Here is a 22,937-nt window from a genome sequence, read left to right on the forward strand (position 1 = left end):
GACCCGCGATCAGCGTCGGGCGACTTCAACAGGCAGGCACTCGGTGTGACTTCCCGGTTGCAGGTACGGCGTCAGGATCGGTGCCATGCCTTTGAGCACTTGCACCGGCAACGCCGAGGTGAACTTGAACGCTTCGGCCGAGCGCCCCGGCACGAAGGCTGTCAGGGTGCCGAAATGGGTGTCGCCGATGTAGAACACGAAGGTCGCCGTCCGGTTGATCGACTTCGAGCTCAGAATCCGGCCGCCCGAACCGATGGCCTCGATGCGGTTGTCGCCGGTGCCGGTCTTGCCGCCCATGGCCAGCGGCTTGCCGTCTGGCGTGGTGAAGCTACCGGCGACGCGCTTGGCCGTACCGGCGTCCACCACCTGGGACAAGGCTTCGCGCATGGCCTTGGCCACCTCGGACGGCATCACCCGTTTGCCGACGTCCGGGTCATTGATCAGTTTGGTTTCATAGGGTGTGTTCGCCGCGAAGTGCAGGCTGTCGATGCGCAACGTCGGCATGCGCACACCGTCGTTGAGAATGGTGCCGATCAGCTCGGCCAGTGCGGCCGGACGGTCGCCGGAGCTACCGATGGCGGTGGCCAGCGAAGGCACCAGGTGATCGAACGGATAGCCCACTTGCTGCCAGCGCTGGTGAATGTCGAGGAAGGCTTCGATCTCCAGGATGGTGCGGATGCGGATGTCGCGGGCGCCCTTGTGCCGACTCTTGAACAGCCAGCTATAGACTTCCTGGCGCTCGAACTGGCTGGCTTTGACGATGTCCTTGAACGTGGCGTCCGGGTGGGTCAGCAAATAGCCCATCAGCCACAGGTCCAGCGGGTGGACCTTGGCAATGAAGCCCTGGTCGGGCAAGTCATAGGTGCCGGGGCCATAGGCGAGGTACAGGCGTTCGAGGCGCTCGTCGGTGAGTTTTTCCTTGTCGATGCTGGATTTTTCGCCGGTGAGGTGCGAGCGCACAAAGGTGTTGAAGCTCTGCTGGCTGGCCTGCGGCAGCAGGTAGCGGTGCACGGCGGCCAGGCGGATTGGGGTCGGGCGCATGCTGTCGAGGAAGGTCTCGAGTCGCGCCTGGGTGTCCTTGTTCTTGTATTTTTTCCAGAACTTGAGCAGGAACGACGTGCCCTCGCGGTCGGCAAACGAGGCCAGGTATTCCTGGCGGCGAGGGTCGCGGTCGTCCTTGAGCAATTCAGCCCGGTTGTTGGGGCCGGAATACGTGGTGTAGCGCACCAGGTCGCGCATCAGGCGAATGAACGGCAGGTTGATCGACTCCCGCAGGGCGTCGCGCAGGGTCGGGTTGCGACCGTTGTCTTCCTTGCGGAAGTTATTGAAGGTGTGCAAACCGCCACCGGTGAAAAACGCTTCGCCGGGGCTGGCGGAGTACTTGCGATCCAGCGCGGCGCCGAGCATGGGTTGCAGGCTGTGGTCTTTGTTCTGGATCAAGTAATCGACCACCCAGCGGCTCAGGCGATCCTGTTCCGGTATCTCGACTTTCTTCAGGTCCGGGACGGACATCTCGCCGTATTTGTCATGCAACTCGGCAATGATCTGCAGGTAAGTGGTGAGCACGCGCATTTTCGCCGTGGAGCCCAGTTCCAGCTTGCTGCCTTCATTGATGTCGAACGGTTGATCGGTGCTGTCGGTTTGGACCCGCACCCGTGAGCCATCCGGTGTCAGCTCGAACAGTGTGAAGCTGTAGCGCACCTGGGTGGTGCTGGTGGGGGTCAGCAAGCGTTCGCCCATCAGGCCGATTTCAGCGGCATAGGCCGGGTCGGCCAGGCGTTTGAGATAGGCTGTGGCCTGGGTTTGCAGCTCGCCTTGCAGGGTGCTGGTGGCCGAGAGGTCAAGCCGATCGAGATCGTACAATGGACGATTGAGCAACCCGGCCAGGCGGCTGCGGGCCACGCTGATGCCCTTGTTGGTTTCGATTGGTTGAATGGTCGGTTGGGTCGCCCAGTCGCGATACGTGACTTTGCTGGCCAGGGCCGCGGCGGCAAAGGGCGCATCGATCACGCCGTTTTGTGCCAGCAAACGAATGTGACTGTCGGTGAGGTCGGCCAGTTCATCGTGGCCTTTGGTCAAGTAATGGGACGGGCGGCGCTGGGCAATCATCAACGACAGCATCTCGCGCAGGGCCAGGCCTTTTTCCGCCATGCTTTTTGGATCCGTGGCGTCGCTCGCCAGGGTTTCGTTGGCCTTGTTGAAGTCGGCGCCATACCACACGCGCAAACCTTCGGCCATGCCATGCACTTCACCGTGGCCCGGCACCGCCGACAGCGGCACGCTATTGAGGTAGTCGCGCACCACGTTCTGCCGAGCCTTGAGCGTTTGCGGGCCATCCTGGTAGGCGCGCACGGTGGCGGAAATCATCTGGCGAATTTTTTCCCCACCCGAGACGGTCAACCCATCGGGTGAATGTCGATACTTCTCAAGTTGCGTGGCCAGGGTACTGCCACCCGCCGATTGACCGGGCAGGTGCAGCATCTTGGCGACTTGGGTATACGCCGCCATGCCGAACCGTGGCCAGTCCACCGCCGGGTTGGCGAGGGGCTGGCTAGGGTCGAGCAAAAAGCGGTTTTCGATGAACAGCAAGCTGTTGACCACCACCGGCGGGATCGCCTCGAAGCTGGAATAGAGCTGTTGCGGATACTTGTATTGGTACAAGGGGTTGGCGCGGCAATCGGTGATTGACAGCCCAGCCTGGATTTTCTCCGCATAAGGCACGAACAGGCCCTTGTCTGTGTAGTCCATCAAAGCCTTGGAAAACCGGGTCTGGGCAGAAATGACGTAGTCACGCTTGATAAGGCGTGGCAGAAATTCGTCCAGCGAGCTGTAACCCAGGCGCAGGTCGAATGGGCCCGCGCCAGGGTAGTGAATGGCGTCGCTGGGACCGGGTTTGAGTTCATAACTCAGGGTCTTGGCAAACTTGCTGACCTCCCTGGCTTGAAACCTCGAGGTACGCATTTCCTTGGCCGCCGCCAGACCCACGACAATCGCAATGATTACCAACAAAAGCCAAAACGCTTTCCAGCCGTGCTTGACGCGACTGCGAGGGGGTTTTTCAGGTATTGGCGCTTCATCCACAGGTTCAGTCTGGACCACGGTTGTACTCGAATCGGTTTGCTGTAAAGCGCCCATAGTCGATTGATCCATTCACGCAGATTGATCGGACTTGTCTGAAGCTTAGTAGGCGCTGCCGCAGGCTGCGATCTTTTGATCTTGTCTTTTAAAAGCAAATCAAAAGATCGCAGCCTGCGGCAGCTCCTACAGGGTTGATCCAGAGCCCTCGAGAGGTTTAGCGGGGCATGACGACGCACCAATACCGTGCAATACTCGCCGCCGTTTCAAAAAGCGAAAATTCCTACAAGACCCAGATAATCCATCTCCGTGGATACCGCTTTCGCCGAGATTTACACCTGATTTTTGTGGTTTATAGAGTGAAAATCTCTGTCGCGAGCTTTTTATACTGCACCCCCCGCTGATCTCGCAGGTTTCGGACTGCAAGACGGTTCTGCCCACGAAGCAGAGTCGGTCAAGGCAGGCGATGGCTTATCGGTCAACGCTTCGCCACTCGGTGGATATATCCAATAACAATACGAGGTTGTACCCATGCCCGTAGGCAATCACCTGCCCCACGGCGAGACCGCTCAGGGCGGCCCGCTCAAACGTGAACTCGGCGAACGGCATATTCGCTTGATGGCACTCGGTGCCTGTATCGGCGTCGGTCTGTTTCTGGGTTCGGCCAAGGCCATTGAAATGGCTGGCCCGGCCATCATGCTGTCCTACATCATCGGCGGCCTGGCCATCCTGGTGATCATGCGTGCGCTCGGCGAGATGGCCGTGCACAACCCGGTCGCCGGCTCGTTCAGCCGTTACGCCCAAGACTACCTCGGCCCGCTGGCGGGCTTCCTGACCGGTTGGAACTACTGGTTCCTGTGGCTGGTGACCTGTGTCGCGGAAATCACAGCCGTGGCGGTGTACATGGGCGTCTGGTTCCCTGATGTGCCGCGCTGGATATGGGCACTGGCGGCATTGGTCAGCATGGGTTCGATCAACCTGATTGCGGTGAAAGCTTTCGGTGAGTTCGAGTTCTGGTTCGCCTTGATCAAGATCGTCACCATCATTGCGATGGTGTTCGGTGGCATCGGCATCATCGCATTCGGCTTCGGCAACGATGGCGTGGCCCTGGGGATTTCCAATCTCTGGACCCACGGCGGCTTCATGCCAAACGGTGTGCAGGGCGTGTTGATGTCCCTGCAAATGGTCATGTTCGCCTACCTCGGCGTGGAAATGATCGGCCTGACCGCCGGTGAAGCGAAGAACCCGCAGAAGACCATTCCCAGCGCCATCGGCTCGGTGTTCTGGCGGATCCTGCTGTTCTACGTCGGTGCGCTGTTCGTGATCCTGTCGATCTACCCGTGGAACGAAATCGGTACCCAGGGCAGTCCGTTCGTGATGACTTTCGAGCGTCTGGGCATCAAGACTGCGGCGGGCATCATCAACTTCGTGGTGATCACGGCTGCGCTGTCGTCCTGTAACGGCGGTATCTTCAGCACCGGGCGCATGCTCTACAGCCTGGCGCAGAACGGGCAGGCCCCGGCCGGCTTTGCCAAGACTTCCAGCAATGGTGTGCCGCGTCGCGCCTTGCTGCTGTCGATTGGCGCCCTGCTGCTGGGCGTGTTGCTCAACTACCTGGTGCCTGAGAAGGTGTTTGTCTGGGTGACGGCGATTGCCACCTTCGGCGCGATCTGGACCTGGGTGATGATCCTGCTGGCCCAGCTCAAGTTCCGCCAAGGCCTGAGCGCCAGCGAGCGAGCCGGCCTCAAGTACCGCATGTGGCTGTACCCGATCAGCTCTTACCTGGCTCTGGCATTCCTTGTGCTGGTGGTCGGCTTGATGGCGTATTTCCCGGACACGCGCGTGGCCCTGTATGTGGGGCCTGCGTTCCTGGTGCTGCTGACAGTATTGTTCTACGTGTTCAAGCTGCAACCGACCAATATCGCGCAGGGTGCGGTGCGTTCGGCTTCGTAAATCGTAACGCCTGAAATGCAAAAGCCCCGATCGAATTGATCGGGGCTTTTTTTCATCCTGTAAGAGCCGGCTTGCCGGCGAAGGCGTCCTTGGGCATTGCGCCGCACTTTCGGGTGCCTTCGCTGGCAAGCCAGCTCCTACAAGGCGGCTACCGCCGAAGCCGGTCGATTCAAGCGCTTGTTGAACTCAAGCCACGCCCCCAGCAACGCCATCAACCCGGCCCCCACCAACGCGGTAAAAATCTGCATGGCGAACGCATCGTCGGTCAGCGCATTGAGCATGTCCGCCAGAGGCGCCAGCAACACGCCCAGGCAGAAAATCTCCAACGAAAAACGCCCCATGCGACAGCTCTGCTGCGCCAGCCAGTTTTGCGTCCAGCCGGTGTTGGGCAACAGTTTCGCGGTGACGTAGGCCAACGCCAGGAAGTGCAGCAGACGCACAGGCGACAGGTTGGTCTTACTGATCGGGTACAGCAGATTGCCCAGGCTGGCGGGCATCAGGGCGTCGTGGACCTGCGGCCAGCGCCAGGCGATGGTCAGCACCGCGGCGATTACGCAATACACCGCCGCCATCATGAACAACGGCTGGCGCACCAGCGGCCGGGTGTCGGGCACGCGAGGGCGTTGAGCATGCATCGCCGCCGCACCGCCAAGGACAAACAGCAGTTGCCAGGCCACGGGGTTGAAGTACCAGACGCCATCCTTGATCGCTGCCAGGTTCCAGCCGAACAACGGCACCGTCATGTACAGCGCAAAGGACACCGCCACCACCGGCCAGGCCTTGCGTACCAATATCGGCAGCACCAGCGGCAAGCCCGCCAGCAGCACGATATACAGCGGCAGCGGGTCCATCAGGTTCGGTTTGAAACGCAGCAACAACTCATCGATCAGGGCCTGCTGAGGGTCGCTGATGAAATGATGCATGCCCATTTCTTCCACAAGGTCGCGGGTTTCCACGTGGCTGTTGGCGAAAAATACAATGCCCATCAGCATTGCCAGCAGGAAGATGTGCACCACATAGAGCACCCAGGCGCGGCGCAGGATTTTCACACAGGCGATCAAAAAGCCTTCGCGCGCCAGGACTTTGCCGTAGGCCAGTACGGCCGCGTAACCGGCGAGGAACACGAAGACTTCGGCGGCATCGCTGAACCCGAAGTTGCGCAGCGTGATTTGACCCAAAGGGTTGTGGGGCACGTGATCCCAGAAAATGAAGATCAGTGCCAGGCCGCGAAAAAAATCGATCCGGTGATCGCGCGCTAGCGTCATGACGTCAGGCTCGTAGACAGGTATTGAACAAAGGATTAGCCAAAGGCGCAAAAAGTTGCGCGCCACATATTGGCGGCGCGCAGGGTGGACTGATTCGCCGGCAATTGCAAAGGCGGGGTATTTCGGAATGTCTCCTGCCCTGATTGCAAGTCCTGACCGCTGGTCTGAAAGGTTGGCCGACCTGCGATTTCTGACAGTAGACAAGCTCAAATACCTGTGTGTTCAGCGTTCTGTCGCAGGAGCGTTACATGAGGCTTTCATGCAAAGGCTTGTCCAGCTACACGGTGATTGGCGTTGCAAACACGCTGATTCACTGGCAGATCTTTTTTCTCTTGAGCGTGGCTGCCGGCTTCACGCAAGCGGCCAGTAACCTGGCGGCCTTTTGCGTCGCGGCCTCGTTTTCCTTTTATATGAACGCGCTCTATACCTTTGACGCCAAGGCGTCGGTAGGCGGCTACCTGTCGTTCATGCTGGCGATGGGTGCGCTCAGCTTCGGCGTCGGTCATGCCGGCGATGTCTGGCGCTTGCATGGCCTGCTGACCGTGGCGTTGTTTTCCGGCCTGAGCCTGGTGCTGGGGTTCCTGTTTTCCAAATACGTGGTGTTTCGTGAGCGTGATTCATGAAGGTTTCGCTTATCGTCCCGGTGTTCAACGAAGAACAGGCGATCAACCTGTTTTACCAGGCGGTACGACGTGAGTTGAAACTCGACGGTGCCGAGGTCGAGATCGTGTTTATCAATGACGGCAGCACCGATGGCACCGCCGCACAGGCCGCGGCCCTGGCGCAGGTGGACGAACAGGTGATGCTGATCAATTTCTCGCGCAATTTCGGCAAGGAACCGGCGCTGTTTGCCGGGCTGGAATATGCCAGCGGCGATGCGGTCATCCCGATGGACGTCGACCTGCAGGACCCGATCAGTGTCATCCCGCTGTTGATCGAACAATGGCAACAAGGCGCGGACGTGGTTCTGGCCAAGCGCCGCGACCGCACCTCCGACAGTTACTTGAAGCGCCACAGCGCGGCGCTGTTCTATCACCTGTTGAATCGAATTTCCTACACCCGGATCGAAGAGAACGTCGGTGATTTCCGGCTCATGGACCGCAAGGTGGTGGACGTGATCCGCACCTTGCCCGAGCATCAACTGTTCATGAAAGGCGTGTTGTCCTGGGCCGGGTTCAACACGGTGGTGGTGGAATACGAGCGGGCCGAGCGTGTGGCAGGCAGTAGCAAGTTCAACGTCTGGAAATTGTGGAACCTGGCACTGGAGGGTGTGACGTCGTTCAGCACCGTGCCGCTGCGCCTGTGGACTTACGTCGGCGGCGGGATTTCGATTTTTGCGGTGCTCTACGCGGTGTACATGGTGCTGGACAAGATTTTCTTTGGGAACAGCGTGCCCGGTTACCCCTCGTTGATGACTGCTATCCTGTTTCTCGGCGGTGTGCAGCTGATCGGCATTGGTATCCTCGGCGAATACGTCGGCCGGATCTACATCGAAGCCAAGCACCGGCCGCGCTATGTGATCAAGGACATCGTTGGCGGCAAAGACAGGCGCACACCCTAGATGGGCAGGTTCAGCGATTTCTTCATCAAGGAACTCACTCGCCGCCAGGCCTGGCTGTTTTTTCTGTTCGCGACCTTTGTGTATGTCCTGCCGCTGATCCTCGCGGATTTTCCCTACATCGATGACAACTGGCGTTCGCTCTCGGCCGGTATGGCCTGGGCAAAGGAAGGGCGATTGTTCGCCGAGTTGTTCTACAAAGCGCTGACCTTCAGCAACGGCGCGCCGAACATCTTTCCCCTGCCGCTGTTGATCGCCACCCTGGTCATGTCCTGGGCACTGACCAGCCTGACCTTTCATCACTTCCGCCAACCGACCGTTGCCTGTTGCCTGGTGCTGTTGCCGCTCTGGTACAACCCGTTCTTCCTGCAAAACCTGACCTATCAATACGACGGTCCGGTCATGACACTGAGCGTGGTGGCGGTGATCTACGCCATCACGTTTCATCACCCTTCACGTATTTTGCAATGGCTGGTGCCTTCCTTCCTGATCGCGCTGGCGCTGGGCTTGTATCAAGTCAGCATCAATGTGTTTCTTGGCCTGTGCTGTCTGGAAGTGCTCAGGGCAGTCAATGACCAAGTGGCCTGGGAGCGGTGGGGCGGCTTGATCGGCTGGAGGATCGCCCAGCTGCTTCTCGGCTGGCTGATTTACGGCGTCAGTGCATTTCCCTTCATGGGACAGGACCGTACGTTGCTGCTCAACGGGTCAACGCAGCCTTTGCTGCAAATCCACATGAACATCGCGCGAGTGCTGGAAAAAGTCGTGCTGCTGTTCCATGGCGGATTTTCCTGGGTGTCTGCCGGGTTGTTGCTGTGCGCCGTTGCCGGCGCTGTTTGTCTGGCATTGGAAATTATCAGGCGCAAGGACAGCGCAACCAAGAAGCTCCTGATCGGCCTGCTGTGTCTGCTGACCGTGCCGGTCTTGGTGTTATTGGTGTCCGGTGTCGCGCTGTTCTTTCGCGACTTCAACGAAGGCGCCAGGACCTTGATGGGGTTTGCGGTGTTACTGGTGCTGCTGTTCTTTTTGAGTCATCTGGCGCTGGCAATGCTGCATGACCGCCTGCCGCTGCTGTTGCTGGTACCGCTGCTGGCCATGCTGTCGTTGTCGTTTGCCTATGGCCGGGTCCTGACGGTGCAGAAAACCTTCGCCAGCAGTGCGCTGAATAGCCTTGAACGCGACATCGCCAGCCATCAACCCTTGCGTGACGCCAAGCGCATCTATATGTCGGTGACCTATTCCGATCACTGGCTGCTGGGAGCCGCGGGTTCGTTCAAGCAACTGCCGGTGTTGCATTATCTGCTGAACGTCGACTTCTACATGCTGGCTGAAAACCTGCCGAAAGTGGGCATCACCAACGTGGTGGCGGAGAAGGAGCGGCGCAACGCGACACGGGTGGGTTATCTAGACTACTCGCCGCTGGTGGAAAGCCAGTTCTACCGAATTTACCTGATTGGCGATTACGGCTTCATCGTCATGAAGGAGCCTGCCCCGATCAAATCGCTGCGTTGGTGACGCGCAATGTCGGGGCCGCGAAGGTCAGGCCGCCGCCACCTCATTGGGCTCGAAACTGTCCGCCCGTGCCATCTGCCACATCCGCGAGTAGAACTCGCCATTGATTTCACCGGTCAGCAACTCTCCTGGTTTAAGGAACACATGCAGCTGCGAGAACAGTTTGATCTCGGTCGCCGACATGCGCCGTACCAAGTGCTTGGCCGACAGCTGCGATGGGTGTTCAAGGCCCGCGGCGGCGAGCATCTCGGCCAGGCCCTTGAGGGTGTTGCGATGGAAGTTGTACACGCGTTGGGCCTTGTCCGGTACCACCAGCGCGCGCTGTCGCAACGTATCCTGGGTGGCGACGCCGGTCGGGCATTTGTTGGTGTGGCAGCTTTGCGACTGGATGCAGCCGATGGCGAACATGAACCCACGCGCCGAGTTGGCCCAGTCGGCGCCGATGGCCAGCACGCTGGCGATATCGAACGCGCTGACGATCTTGCCGCTGGCGCCGAGCTTGATTTTGTCCCGCAGGTTCAATCCCACCAGGGTGTTGTGCACGAACAACAAACCTTCGCGCATCGGCACGCCGATGTGGTCGGTGAATTCCACGGGCGCGGCACCGGTGCCACCTTCCTTGCCGTCGACGACGATGAAGTCCGGGAGAATGCCGGTCTCCAACATGGCCTTGGCGATGCCCATGAACTCCCACGGATGCCCCAGGCAAAATTTGAAGCCCACCGGTTTACCGCCGGACAACTCGCGCAATTGCTGGATGAAATGCATCAGCTCTATCGGCGTGGAAAACGCGCTGTGGCGTGACGGTGAGATGCAGTCTTCGCCCATCAGAATGCCGCGGGTGTCGGCGATCTCCCGAGTGACCTTGTGCTTGGGCAGGATCCCGCCATGGCCCGGCTTGGCGCCCTGGCTCATCTTGATTTCGATCATCCGCACTTGAGGTGTTCGTGCTTGAGCGGCGAAGCGTTCCGGGTCGAAGCGCCCGTCGGCCGTGCGGCAACCGAAATATCCGCTGCCCAGCTCCCACGTCAGATCGCCGCCGTGTTCGCGGTGATAGGGGCTGATGCTGCCTTCACCGGTGTCATGGGCGAAGTTGCCGAGCTTGGCGCCCTGGTTCAGCGCGCGGATGGCGTTGGCGCTGAGCGAGCCGAAGCTCATGGCCGAGATGTTGAACACCGACGCCGAATACGGCTGGGAGCACTGCGGGCCGCCGACGGTGACGCGGAAACCGCTGGGGTCGCTCAAGGGGGCGGGACGCATCGAGTGACCGATGAATTCAAAGCCGGACTGGTACACGTCGATCAAGGTACCGAACGGTTTGTCGGCGCTCTCATTCTTGGCGCGGGAATAGACCAGCGAGCGCTGGGCGCGGGAAAAGGGCAGGGCGTCGCTGTCGGATTCGAGCAGGTATTGACGGATTTCCGGGCGAATCGCTTCGACCAGGTAGCGGATGTTGCCCAGGATCGGGTAATTGCGGCGCACCGCGTGGGGGCTTTGCAGTAGATCGAAAATGCCGATCAGGCTGAGGATGCCGGTAACGACAGTGATTGGCCAGAGCCAGTCGTGATCGAGGAAGGGCAGGCTGGCGAGAGTGAAAATTACGCAGACGGCAAAGAAGGCGTAGCGGCTCAGGAGTGACAGGCTCATACGGTTTCCTTGGGTTCGGACTCGGTTTTTAAAGATCGCAGCCTTCGGCAGCTCCTACAGGTGGGTGCATGGCTTGCCTTTTTAGGCGCTGCCGAAGGCTGCGATCTTTTCAGGCGTTTTGTGCCTGGAGAAAAATCGAAAACAGCTCGGACTGGGACTTGATCCCCAGCTTGCTGTACATGTGTTTCTTATGGACTTTCACGGTCTCGATGGAGATTTCCAGTTTGCGGGCGATTTCCTTGCTGGAGCAGCCGCTGAGCATCAAGCGCCCGACATCCAGCTCCCGGGCGGTCAATTGTGCGCCCATGAGTTGCTGCACCGAAGCTTCCAGTTGCACGCGCCAGTCGCCTTGTACCGGCGCGGGGGCAGAGGCCGCCAGCACTTCGTTGGTCTCGTAGGGCAGGCGCTGGCGCAACAACCCGAGCACCCAGGGCTGGATCAGCGAAAGCAGGGCAATCTGCTGCGCACTGAAGCGTTGCTGGCTGCCCAGTGACAGGCACAAGGTGCGATCGCCCTCCAGTTGGCAATTAAACTGTATTTCGTCGGCCACGACATTCACACGAAAGTATCGTTGATAGTACTCGGTGAGTTCGAACTGCTCCGGCGCGACTTCCGACAGGCGATACAAACCGCTGCGCGACTGCTCGCGGCAGGCGATATAGAACGGGTCGAGCAGGTACAGGCCGCGCAGGTAATCCTGGAACAGCGGGTCGGGGCTGGCGTCAATGCCTGGGCATTCAGCAAACACCTGTGGGTGCTGGTCGGCGCTGAACAGCAAGGCCACCCAGCTATCGCAGGGCACGTATTGATCCAGCAAGCGCACCAACTGCGTCCAGAAATTGGGCTTGTCCAAGGCATCGATCAATTGCCCGACCGAGCGGTGCCAGGCGATGTCGTCCAACGCGAGTGTCATGCCTCTACCCCTATCGTGTTACCCCGGCGGCGTGATTTTCGACCGCGTGCTTGCTGCGCATACTGGCGCACACACAACGACCGGGCAATCTTTCCGGCGTTCAGAACAAGGACTCCCCATGAAAGTCGAACTCGCCCAATTGGCGGGCCGTGACAATGACACGGCTTACAACCTCGAACGTGCCCTGGCGGCGATCAACGCCTGCGCTGCCGATACGCAACTGATCATGTTCCCGGAAAGCCACCTGATGGGCTTCCCGTGCACGGAGTCCGTGGCCGAGGTTGCCGAACCGCTGGAGGGCCCGACCGTCAGTGCGATTGTCGCAGCCGCCCGTGATCGCAACATTGCCGTGGTCATCGGCACCAGCGAGCGCGACAACGGCCGGTTCTACAACACTACGTTGCTGATTACCCCCGAGGGTATCGCCCTCAAGTATCGCAAGACGCACCTGTGGCCGTCGGAGCGTGGCGTGTATGAAGCCGGTGATCGCTTCGCCACCTGCCTGTGGAACGGGGTGCGAGTTGGTTTGCTGATCTGCTACGACATCGAGTTCCCGGAAACCGCACGCGCCCTGGCGCAACTGGGTGCCGAATTGTTATTGGTGACCAATGGCAACATGGACCCCTACGGTCCCACTCACCGCACGGCGATCATGGCCCGAGCCCAGGAAAACCAGGCGTTTGCACTGATGGTCAACCGGGTGGAAGAGGGCGATGGCGGTGTGTTGTTTGCTGGCGGCAGTGCGTTGGTGGATCCCTTGGGCACGCTGTTGTTCGAGGCCGGGCGTGACGAGGGGCAGTTTGCACTGGACCTGGACCTGGAGCGGTTGACGGCGGCGCGTCGGGATTATCGATACCTGGAGGATCAACGGCTGAAGTTGCCAGGGGAATTGGTCGAACATGCTTGTGGATTGCGGGAGCTGATGATTCCTGCGCGTTAACTGATCGTTCCCAAGCTCTGCGTGGGAATGCATCAACGGACGCTCTGCGTTCGGCTTTTGATTTGGGACGCGGAGCGTCCCGGGCTGCATTCCCACGCGGAGCGTGGGAACGATCAACTCGACTCCTACACAATCGGTGGCGGACATGTGATCCTTGGCGCTTTTGAGTCAAAGGCCTTTGTTCATGTCGACGTTTGCTGCCCAATCTTGCGGACTTATCCACATCGCCGCCGCCCTGTTGATCGGCCCGGACGGCCGTACGCTGCTGGTGCGCAAGCGCGGCACCCAGGCATTCATGCAACCGGGCGGCAAGATCGAGGCCCGTGAGCAACCGGCCAGCGCACTGGCCCGGGAGCTGGAAGAGGAGTTGGGGCTGGTCATCGATCCGACGCAAGCCACTTTCCTCGGGCAGTTCTCGGCCCCTGCCGCCAATGAACCGGGTTTTGTCGTACAGGCCGAACTGTTTCTGCTGACCATCGACACCGATGTGTCCCCGGCCGCCGAGATCGAAGAGGTGCTCTGGATTGATCCGGGTACCGACGGTGGTGTCGTTCTGGCGCCATTGACACGGGACCTGATCCTGCCGTTTTATCGAGCTTCGCTGACCGCGACCGCCTGATCATTTACGCAAAGGACTTCGCCCATGATCCCGCTTCAAGACCTGCTGATTTTCGCCGCTGCCGCGTTGTTGATGGTGCTGACACCGGGGCCGAACATGATCTACCTGATCTCCCGTTCGATCTGCCAGGGCCGCAAGGCTGGGGTCACTTCGTTGCTCGGCGTGGTCGCGGGTTTCTTTGTGCATCTGTTCGCCGCCGCGGCCGGGTTGACCGCCGTGTTCCTGGCGGTGCCGATGGCCTACGAAGTGTTGAAGTGGGCCGGCGCACTGTATCTGTTGTGGCTCGCCTGGCAGGCGGTCAAGCCGGGAGCGCGTTCGCCGTTCGAAGCGCAACAACTACCACCGGATTCGTCGCGCAAGTTGATCACCATGGGTTTTCTCACCAGCGCCCTGAATCCGAAGATTGCGGTGTTCTACCTGTCGGTGTTTCCGCAATTCATCACCCCTGAGCACGGTTCGGTGTTCACTCAAAGTATCGTCCTGGGCCTGACCCAGATCAGCGTCAGTTTCTGCGTGAACCTGATGATCGCCCTGTTCGCGTCGGGCATCGCGTCATGGTTTGTCAGCAATCCGACCTGGCTGGCATTGCAGCGTTATTTCATGGGCTTTGTGTTGTCGGCACTGGCGTTGCGCTTGATGCTCGAGCAAAAACGGATGGCCTGAACAGCTTTTGTGGCGAGGGGACTTGTCCCCGTTGGGCTGCGAGGCGGCCCTGATACCCACGAGCAATGTTTGTCAAAAATTGCAGGGGAGTGCTTTGCACTCCAGCGGGGACAAGTCCCCTCGCCACAGAGGTGTTCTAGCGCACCGCGCTAACCCCATCCAGCGTCGAAAACGACGTGTCCTTGGCCGTCAGCAAGAAGTCCCGCATGTACGGCGCATCGAGCATGTCGGCCCGGATTGCCGCATACAGCGTCGCAAACAGGCCTTTCTCGCCCAGGCGCTTGGCCTTCACGTAGCCCCGTGAGCTGTATTCATGCAGCGCCCAATGGGGCATGCCGCACACACCGCGCCCGCTGGCCACCAGTTGCATCATCATCACCGTCAGTTCCGAGGTGCGGACCTGGGCCGGTTCGACGTCGGCCGGTTCCAGGAAGCGCGTGAAGATATCCAGCCGGTCACGTTCCACCGGATAGGTGATCAGGGTTTCGCTGAGCAAGTCTTGCGGGACGATGTAGGCCTTGCTGGCCAGGCGGTGCTGGTTCGCCACCGCGAGCATCGCTTCATAGGTAAACAGTGGCACATAGGTGATCCCTACCAGTTCCACCGGGTCGGACGTCACCACCAGGTCCAGGTCGCCACGGGCCAGGGCGGGCAGCGGGGCGAAGGAGAAGCCCGAGGCCAGGTCCAGCTCGACTTCCGGCCAGGCGTCGCGGAACTGGTCGATGGTCGGCATCAGCCACTGGAAACAACTGTGGCACTCGATGGCCATGTGCAGGCGCCCCGCGGTGCCGCCGGCCAACCGCGCGATATCGCGCTCAGCGGCGCGCAGCAGCGGCAAGGTGGCGTCGGCCAGTTGCAGCAGGCGCAAGCCGGCACTGGTGAAACGCACCGGCTTGGTCTTGCGCACGAACAACGGCATGCCCATGCGTTCTTCAAGTTCCTTGAACTGATGGGACAGCGCCGACTGCGTCAGGTGCAGGCGGTCGGCTGCATCCACCAGGCTATCGGCTTCGCGCAAGGCGTGCAGGGTCTTCAGGTGACGGATTTCAAGCACCGTGGGGCTCCATGAGGAAAACTTGTGATCAACACGAAAAGGTTGAGTTTGTCTCATGATGGCTTCGCTGTCGACAATAGCGCCATCTTTTACCCAGGAGCAATTCGACATGGCCGTAGCCCACACCCTTGGTTTCCCCCGCATCGGTGCCGACCGCGAACTGAAAAAAGCCCTCGAATCCTACTGGAAGGGCGACCTTGACCAACAGGCGCTGAAAAACGTCGGTCGCCAATTGCGCGCCCGCCACTGGCAATTGCAGAAAGACGCCGGTATCGACCTGCTGCCGGTCGGCGACTTTGCCTGGTATGACCAGGTACTGACTCATTCCCTGGCCTTCGGCGTAATCCCCGAGCGTTTCGACAGCACCCGCGACGCGCGTGGCCTGCCGACCCTCGACACGCTGTTCGCCATGGCCCGTGGCGCCACGGCGAGCTGCTGCGGCGCGGAGCACGGCTCAGAGCAATACGCCCAGGAACTGACCAAGTGGTTCGACACCAATTACCACTACCTGGTCCCGGAATTCAGCGCTGACCAGCAGTTCACGCTGAGCTGGGAACAGCTGTTCGATGAAGTCGATGAAGCCAAGGCCCTGGGGCACACCGTCAAGCCGGTGATCATCGGCCCGCTGACTTACCTGTGGCTGGGCAAAGTCAAAGGCCAGGACTTCGATAAACTCGACCTGTTGGAACGCCTGCTGCCGGTCTACAACGAAATCCTCGTGCGTCTCGCTGCCCAAGGCGTGGAGTGGGTACAGATCGATGAACCGATCCTGACCCTCGACTTGCCGCAGGAATGGAAAAACGCCTTTGAACGGGCCTACCACATCCTGCAGTACTCGCCGCTGAAAAAGCTGCTGGCCACTTACTTCAGCGGCCTGCAGGACAACCTTGGCCTGGCTGTCGGCCTGCCGGTGCAAGGCTTGCACATCGATGCGGTGCGTGCGCCGGATCAACTGCTGCACGTGCTCGATCGCCTGCCAACCTACAAGATTCTCTCGGTGGGTCTGGTCAATGGCCGCAACGTCTGGCGCTGCGAGCTGGAACCGGTGCTGGCGCAACTGCAATTTGCCCAGGAGCGTTTTGGCGACAACCTGTGGGTCAGCACCTCCTGTTCGCTGCTGCACAGCCCGGTAGACCTGGAGCGTGAAGACAAGCTCGATCCGGAACTGAAAAGCTGGCTGGCGTTTGCGGTGCAGAAATGTGGCGAAATCGCGGTACTGCGCGATGCCCTGAATGATCCGCAAGCACCCAAAGTGCAAGCGGCGCTGGCTCAAAGCCGTGCCATTGCGACCAGCCGCGCCGAGTCGCCGCGTATTCACAAGGCCCAGGTACAGGCGCGGATCAACGCCATCGTTGCCACGGACAGCCAGCGTCATTCACCGTTTGCCAAACGCATCGAGCAACAGCGCGCACGCTTGAAGTTGCCAGCGTTCCCGACCACCACCATCGGCTCGTTTCCGCAGACTGGCTCGATTCGCCTGGCGCGTCAGGCCTTCAAGCAAGGCAAGCTGTCGGCCAACGATTACACCGATGCCATGCACCACGAAATTCGCCACGCCGTGCAGATTCAGGAGCGTCTGGGGCTGGACGTGCTGGTGCATGGCGAAGCCGAACGCAATGACATGGTCGAGTACTTCGCCGAACAGCTGGATGGGTATGCCTTTACCCGCTTCGGATGGGTGCAGAGCTACGGTTCGCGCTGTGTGAAACCGGCAATCATCTATGGCGACCTGAGCCGTCCCAAAGCCATGACGGTCGACTGGATCAGCTACGCGCAGAGCCAGACCGACAAGGTCATGAAAGGCATGCTTACCGGTCCCGTGACCATGCTGATGTGGTCATTCCCCCGCGAAGACGTGTCACGCAAAGTCCAGGCGCAGCAACTGGCCCTCGCCCTGCGCGATGAGGTGCTGGATCTGGAAGCCGCCGGCATCAAGATCGTACAGATCGACGAAGCGGCGTTCCGCGAAGGGCTGCCACTGCGCCGGGCGCAATGGCAGGAGTATCTGGAGTGGGCGGTAGAGGCGTTCCGCTTGAGCGCCAGCGGTGTGCGTGACGAAACGCAGATTCACACCCACATGTGCTACAGCGAGTTCAACGATGTGATCGAGGCCATCGCAGCGATGGACGCCGATGTGATCACCATTGAAACCTCGCGTTCGGACATGGAGTTGCTGCAAGCCTTTGAGGCGTTCGACTACCCGAACGATATCGGTCCGGGTGTCTACGACATCCATTCGCCACGGGTGCCGGACACCGCCGAAATGGTCAAATTGATCAGCAAGGCCGTCAAGCGGATCCCGGCCGAGCGGCTGTGGGTCAACCCCGATTGTGGTTTGAAGACCCGGGCGTGGCCGGAAACCGAGGCTGCCTTGGTGAACATGGTCGCCGCGGCACGACAACTGCGCAGCCAACTGGCTTGAGGACGATAACGGGAGTGGTTCAACCGCTCCCGTTATCGCGTGTCAGGCCTGATCGAAATGTCGCAATACCGTTGACCGTTTGCCAATGTCGGCATAGGGCAGGGTGGCGTCATCGGCGTGGGTCAGATACCGGTACTGCGGCAGTTTCAGGTGCGCCTTTTCGAATTCGGCGAAGGCGGGTGTGGCCTTGCTGTAATGAAAATGGGCGTACCACAACACGTTGGACGGGACGCTGGTCAGGTCCCAGATTTCGTATTCCTGCAGGTAGTCGGCTCGGCCACCCGGGCGTTTTCGCAGGCTTTTGATCGGGCTGGTTTTACGTATCTCCACAGCGTTGTGGGTAATCAAGTCATCGAGCATGCCATCCGTAGGGTTTTTGCTCAGTAGCGACTGCCGAGTACGCATCTGGCGTCCGGTGGCGATCAGTTCCGTCGCCTTGTTACGCAGTTGCTCGATGACGGGGCTCTGTGGAACAACGGCTTCGATGTCCAGCGCCCGCCGCGTCAGCTCGCTGGCTTCACTGACCATCATGTGCTCCAGATCGACCGGGAGCATGTCTTGCGCCGCATAGGTTTCGATCTTCGACTGGTAGGCCTGCTGCGACTGAAGGCGGTTACGGGCGTCTTCGAGCATGGCGGCAGGGTTCCTTTGCGCGGGACGAGCGGTCGGCGCTGCTGGATTGAGCAAGCGAAACTTGCCGTTTGCACCCTGTTCCCACGTTTCCTGGACACCACCCTGGCCAGTCAGGATGTATTGGTGCTTCTGGGTTGTCGGCTCCCAGCGTTCGACCCCGATTAACAGATGGTCGTCTTCAGTGGTGAAGATTTTCTTGCTGCGTTGCCCGGAGGGCAGGGCTGGAGCCGGTTGGTCGATAGCCTTGCGTGCCCGTTCGGCCATTTTCTCGATACCCTCGAGCAAGGGCGCAACAGCGTCGAGATGAAAGTGCCCGGGGTAGCTGGCGGTCCAGGCGTTCATGCCGCGACGAAATTGCTGATAGTGCTCAAGGCACTCCTGAAGAATCTGATTGCGCTGGGCTCGGTTGGCGGTGACTTCCGGCAGGCTGTATTGGGTAAACAATGCACGGTCGACTTTGGTCCGCAGGCTGTCGACCTGGGCCTGTAGATGGAACCAGGAGAGATCCTGTGTCGTGTCGAAGCGCTGGACGGTTTCCAGCAAATGCCCGGTTTTCAAGTAAAGCAGATTGGCTTCACTCAGGCGTGCGTTCAACATCGTTACTTCGGGCGTCATTTGCGCCTTTTCGGTACTGATCGTAATGCGCTCGTACCACCGCTTGAGCTCGCCCATTGCCGTTTCCATCTGCCCCAGGTGGCCGATCAGTTCGACGCGAATTTTTCGGATGTCTTGCAGAATCCGAAGGCGTTCGGCGTGCGCGTTGTCCGGTAACTCGTCCAGTTGGTCGATTAGAGCGTCGATCCTGTCCATGAGCGGGTTAGCTCGATGATTGATGAAAAAGACCCGCTGCTTTTGGCGATCGGCGATCACGAGGGCATCATTACTTTGCATGTCCTTGAGTACACGCCGTTTGTTGCCATGTGTCAGGGGCGCCAGTTCGACCAGCGTCTGATAGTGCCTGTTGACTATTTCGATGTCGCTGAGACAGGCTGTATCGGCGGCTGGCAACAGGTCCGGGCGGGCTTCGACGGGGCTGCTGTTGTACCGGTTCAGCGTTGCGTTAGTGCCCTGGATCCGGGTCTCGATTTGCGGCGCCAAGTCATCGGCGGCTTCGGTCAATTCATGGTGACGACGAAACACCCGATCGGCCCACCAGCGTGGCAGTCGCTCGCGAATGGCGGCCGGCCAGAGCGGGTCGAAGGTGTCCGCCAGATGTCCGAGCACGCCACCACCACCCAGCCCGCCGCCGTCGAAAGTCGACCCGTAAACACCGAACCAGGTGTCCCACCGGCCTGCTTCATCGAGAGCGATGGGTTGCTTGTAGGTTTTTTTATGAGTACCGCTCAGTCGCCAGCCACGTGAGTCCTTGCTCAGTTCAGCCTGGAAGATTCGGCCCTGGCGCGTGATGAAGTCGCCATCGGCATGACGGTAGACATTGCGATAGACACCGTGCTCGACCGGTTGCAACCCGAGGAGGGAGATTGGTTTTTCATACTCGTAACCGGCGAAACGTTGGGCGATGTGCCGCGCCTGGTTTTTTGAGGTCCGTGGCAAGGCCAGGGTGCCTTTGCCAAGCGCCTTCAACTGACGAGCCCGCGTCAACGTGCGGGCGGCTGCGGCCGATCGGGTGCCCATCGTACTGGGGAGGAGGTCCATGGCGGCATCGATCAGAGACAACAGCACCGACTCTATCTCTGTCAGGCCTTCACCCGCGTCCGCGCGTAACAGCGCTGCGACAGCCCGATTGGCGCTGCTCCAGGCATCGTAGAGAGCAATGGCTGCGCCCACGTAGGGCACAAGGCCCAAGGCCATTTTTATGTAGTTCAACGCCTTCGGTCCGCTGAGCGCGTAGCGTTCCAGGAATAACGCTTCGTTGGAACGCGATGTGCCGCGATGGGCTTCGATCAGGCGTCCCATCTGGGTATTGAGCAGGTGCGCGGCCAGTGAAGTGACCGCCGGCCAGCGTGCCCCGACACCGATCATGGCGTCGAAGTGTTTGAGGACGGCCTGGTTGATCCGGCTTTCATGAGCCCGCACGTCTCCCTGCAAAGCGCGATCGGCCAGGTAGCTGACCATCTCACTGCGCAGGCACAGGTTGAACAGGGCCTTGCGCGCGTCTTCGAGGCTGTCGTGACGGCGCAGGAACTGGCCATCGGGACTGTCGGGCAGGTACAGCAAAGTCATGCCGCTGACCTGTTCGTGAATGAACGTCACCCCGGACAAGGTCACCGGGCCCTCGTTGGGGGTGTCCTTGCCGCCCGCGCTCAGGTAGGCCGGCAATAATTCGATGCGCTTGCCGCCCGCGAGCCAGGCTTGCGGGGTATCGGCGTCGATGGCGGCGTTCAGGACGAGCAGGTCGTCGAGGCCGATGTGTCGTTGCAGGCGTGCACACTCCCCTTGCAGCTTGAGGGTCTGGCGCCAGGGCTCGATCAGGCATTCCCGGCGATGTTCCCTTACAAACAGCGGTTCGCCGTGACTGCCCATGAACGTGTCATAGATGAGTTGTTCGTAGACCTTGGGCAAGTCGAGTTCCGGCAGCGTCTTGCGCAGGTAGGCATGGGTGATGCCGGTTGTCAGGGCCTGGCGTTCGCCGTCGTCCGGCGCCTTGACTTCCACCCGCATGAAGCCCAGGCGCAAGGACAAGGGCTCAAGCTGCATCGACGGCTTGTTGTCGATGTTGAGTTGGGCGAGTTCTTCGAGTGACATCTTGCTTCTGGCGGTACTGGGCACCGTCACTAGTTTTTGCGGGGTACCGGGAGCCGCGCCGTCCGTCAGTTGTTTTTGCAGCGTGACGGAGTCGGGCAAGTCCAGTTGGACGTCGAAGTCGCCTTTGAGCGAGAAATCCTGGCGCAGGCGCGCCTGAAGGTGTCGACGGGTGAAGACTTCGCGAGGCGCCAGGGTTTTTTCCAGTTGTTCGTGGCCGCGTTTCATGGCCTGGATACAAGCGCTGGTCAGGCTCTTGAGCCTGGCACGGTCGGGAGCTGCCAAGGTCGTCAACCAGGTGGGAAGCCTGGCAACCATCGCGGCGCTGCGCTGCTGTTCCAGAATATGCATGAGCGCCAGGCTTCTCGCTGCGTTCACCGGGACCTGCAGTAGTGCCAGCGTTTGTTTGCGCAGCTTTTCCAGTGCCTGCGCACGTTGTGTCGCCTGGCCGCTGTCAGGATAGCGCTGGCGTGTTTGCGCGGCTTGTTCTTCGAAAAAGCTGATCTGTTGATTGAGGCTGTATAACAGCGGATCGGTCGTGATGGTCTTCAGGTGCAGGGCCAGGACCGGGTCCCGTCCCTGGATTTTCAACAACTGCTCTTCCAGGTCCTTGCGGTTGGCGAATCGTTGCAAGCCGCCGCCAATACCGGGCCAGTAGAGCAGCAGGCTGTGAGGGGATTCTGGATCGGACAGAGTGTGTGTCCGGCCAATCACAAACACCCCTTTGAGCTCATGGGGCAAAGGATCGCCGGCGTCTGTTCTCACACTCAGCATCAGGCTGGCGAATGCAACGTCAGGGTCTGGCTCGGCGGCTGTGTCCAGCAGGCCCCTGAGCAATTCGAGTTCCGTGCTATCGAGCTGATTAAGCGTGCGTTGCAGTTCCACCTCGGCCTTCAGGCCGTCTTTGTGTGCCTGGTAGAGTGCGTTGAAGCCACGATTGAACGTTATCAGGTCCAGTGTGCGCGATCGGTAGAGCAAGGTGGATGCGGCAGCGTCTGCAGCAAGCTCTGCGGTTTCCAGCGCCTTGAGTGTGTCCTCAAGTGCTTGTTGAAGGTCACTGTCCAGCGCCTCACCCAGCAGTGTTTCGAGCACCGCACGCTGTTTGCCAAGCGAGGCCTGGCGCAGCGACAGTGGAATATCCGCAGACAGGCTATCGAATAGCGATGATTGATCTTCATCGCCAACGCCTTCGGTCTGATCCAGGTCCTCAAGGGGCGGCGCTTGGGCGAATACCTCGGCGAGGCGCCCTTGCGGTCCGGGCGAAAACAGGTCCGCGATGCCTGTCGTCAATGGCCCGGTCCGGGCCGTGTATTCAAACCTGTAATGGCTGGGGAGCTCTGGCGGGGCGAGTAGTTGCGCGGACAACCAGTGCTCCATGTCGCTGCGGTCTTTGAAGGCCTGGACGGGGACCGGTCGAGACGGCAAGTACAGCAATTGCGCGACGGGGTGCTGGTTGCCCACGCTGATCACCCAGGCCGCGGGAAGTTTGAGGATGCTATTGTCGCTCAGCTTCAGCGCCAGGTGTTCGCAGAGGATCAACTGATCGTCCAGCTGCATTGCCTGGGGCCCTGAATCCAAAACCAACCACAACGGTTTCAATTGTTCGGCGCTCACGGTGCTCAGGGCGAATGCCACCTGGGCCGCGGCTTCGATATGTTCGCGGTACAACTGACTGGCCCGATCACGCCGTGACAGCGGTGTTCCGGGGGCGCGGGCATCCCAATAGGCATTGGCGTCTTCGCTGCGCGGCGCGTCGGCGAACAGCGCCTGCAAACCTTCCTTGCATGCTTGCCAACGGGTCAAGGCGCCTTGCAGCAGGCTCTGATCGATATGGCTCGGCAGCGTCGAGAACTCGGGGATGGGGATTAGAGAGGGGGTGGGGAGAGTTGGGGGCAGCAGCGTCGGGAGCAGTCTTTCGGTCATGGTGGAGGGCTCTTCTACGGGGAGCGGCAAGTCCACTCCTGATCCAGCGCCATTAAAAAA

Annotated in this window: 14 protein-coding genes; 8 read left to right on the plus strand and 6 right to left on the minus strand. The window is 60.1% G+C overall.

The window, feature by feature from the left end:
* Positions 1 to 9: 9 nt before the first annotated feature.
* A complete protein-coding gene (locus PSUM_RS26235; RefSeq protein ID WP_083349715.1) occupies positions 10 to 3,135 on the minus strand; it encodes a transglycosylase domain-containing protein in 3,126 nt (1,041 codons plus the stop codon).
* Between the two features lie 471 nt (positions 3,136 to 3,606).
* Here PSUM_RS26235 and PSUM_RS26240 point away from each other — a divergent pair, with 471 nt between their 5' ends.
* Complete coding sequence (locus PSUM_RS26240; protein ID WP_083349714.1) at positions 3,607 to 5,028, plus strand: amino acid permease; 1,422 nt, start codon at positions 3,607 to 3,609, stop codon at positions 5,026 to 5,028.
* A gap of 137 nt (positions 5,029 to 5,165) precedes the next feature.
* On the opposite strand, the gene PSUM_RS26245 is transcribed toward PSUM_RS26240, so the two are convergent.
* Positions 5,166 to 6,293 (minus strand): OpgC family protein, encoded by a 1,128-nt coding sequence (locus tag PSUM_RS26245; RefSeq protein WP_033045130.1) that lies wholly within the window; start codon positions 6,291 to 6,293, stop codon positions 5,166 to 5,168.
* Positions 6,294 to 6,541: 248 nt separating this feature from the next.
* Here PSUM_RS26245 and PSUM_RS26250 point away from each other — a divergent pair, with 248 nt between their 5' ends.
* Genes PSUM_RS26250 through PSUM_RS26260 form a run of 3 tightly spaced genes read left to right on the plus strand, consistent with a single transcriptional unit; the run spans position 6,542 to position 9,363 of the window.
* On the plus strand, positions 6,542 to 6,916 hold the full coding sequence (locus tag PSUM_RS26250; RefSeq protein WP_020800893.1) for a GtrA family protein: 375 nt from the start codon (positions 6,542 to 6,544) through the stop codon (positions 6,914 to 6,916).
* Complete coding sequence (locus PSUM_RS26255) at positions 6,913 to 7,854, plus strand: glycosyltransferase family 2 protein (protein ID WP_020800894.1); 942 nt, start codon at positions 6,913 to 6,915, stop codon at positions 7,852 to 7,854. The genes PSUM_RS26250 and PSUM_RS26255 overlap by 4 nt, the downstream gene beginning before the upstream one ends.
* Positions 7,855 to 9,363, plus strand: coding sequence for a glucosyltransferase domain-containing protein (locus PSUM_RS26260; RefSeq protein WP_083349713.1), 1,509 nt, complete (start codon positions 7,855 to 7,857; stop codon positions 9,361 to 9,363).
* Positions 9,364 to 9,387: 24 nt separating this feature from the next.
* Here the strand turns inward: PSUM_RS26260 and PSUM_RS26265 are convergent, their stop codons facing one another.
* On the minus strand, positions 9,388 to 11,007 hold the full coding sequence (locus PSUM_RS26265) for an FMN-binding glutamate synthase family protein (protein ID WP_020800896.1): 1,620 nt from the start codon (positions 11,005 to 11,007) through the stop codon (positions 9,388 to 9,390).
* A 109-nt stretch (positions 11,008 to 11,116) separates the two neighbouring features.
* Positions 11,117 to 11,920, minus strand: a complete 804-nt coding sequence (locus tag PSUM_RS26270) for a helix-turn-helix transcriptional regulator (protein WP_033045134.1) — start codon at positions 11,918 to 11,920, stop codon at positions 11,117 to 11,119.
* Positions 11,921 to 12,038: 118 nt separating this feature from the next.
* Here PSUM_RS26270 and PSUM_RS26275 point away from each other — a divergent pair, with 118 nt between their 5' ends.
* From PSUM_RS26275 to PSUM_RS26290, 3 genes are all read left to right on the plus strand, one after another.
* Complete coding sequence (locus PSUM_RS26275; protein ID WP_083349712.1) at positions 12,039 to 12,860, plus strand: carbon-nitrogen hydrolase family protein; 822 nt, start codon at positions 12,039 to 12,041, stop codon at positions 12,858 to 12,860.
* A gap of 184 nt (positions 12,861 to 13,044) precedes the next feature.
* Entirely contained in the window at positions 13,045 to 13,479 is a 435-nt protein-coding gene (locus tag PSUM_RS26285) for an NUDIX hydrolase (RefSeq protein ID WP_020800899.1), read from the plus strand.
* Positions 13,480 to 13,503: 24 nt separating this feature from the next.
* The gene (locus PSUM_RS26290) at positions 13,504 to 14,142 is read left to right on the plus strand and encodes a LysE family translocator (RefSeq protein ID WP_020800900.1); all 639 of its coding nucleotides are present in this window, start codon (positions 13,504 to 13,506) and stop codon (positions 14,140 to 14,142) included.
* Positions 14,143 to 14,278: 136 nt separating this feature from the next.
* Here PSUM_RS26290 and metR read toward each other — a convergent pair whose 3' ends face one another.
* Positions 14,279 to 15,196 (minus strand): transcriptional regulator MetR, encoded by a 918-nt coding sequence (gene metR, locus PSUM_RS26295; protein WP_020800752.1) that lies wholly within the window; start codon positions 15,194 to 15,196, stop codon positions 14,279 to 14,281.
* Positions 15,197 to 15,305: 109 nt separating this feature from the next.
* On the opposite strand from metR, the gene metE reads away from it, so the two are divergent.
* Complete coding sequence (gene metE / locus PSUM_RS26300; protein WP_083349711.1) at positions 15,306 to 17,618, plus strand: 5-methyltetrahydropteroyltriglutamate--homocysteine S-methyltransferase; 2,313 nt, start codon at positions 15,306 to 15,308, stop codon at positions 17,616 to 17,618.
* A 42-nt stretch (positions 17,619 to 17,660) separates the two neighbouring features.
* On the opposite strand, the gene PSUM_RS26305 is transcribed toward metE, so the two are convergent.
* Positions 17,661 to 22,877: a dermonecrotic toxin domain-containing protein gene (locus tag PSUM_RS26305; protein WP_083349710.1), complete on the minus strand. Its 5,217-nt coding sequence runs from the start codon at positions 22,875 to 22,877 to the stop codon at positions 17,661 to 17,663.
* Positions 22,878 to 22,937 lie beyond the last annotated feature (60 nt).

This window comes from Pseudomonas umsongensis, from assembly GCF_002236105.1.
GTDB classification, from domain to species: domain Bacteria; phylum Pseudomonadota; class Gammaproteobacteria; order Pseudomonadales; family Pseudomonadaceae; genus Aquipseudomonas; species Aquipseudomonas umsongensis.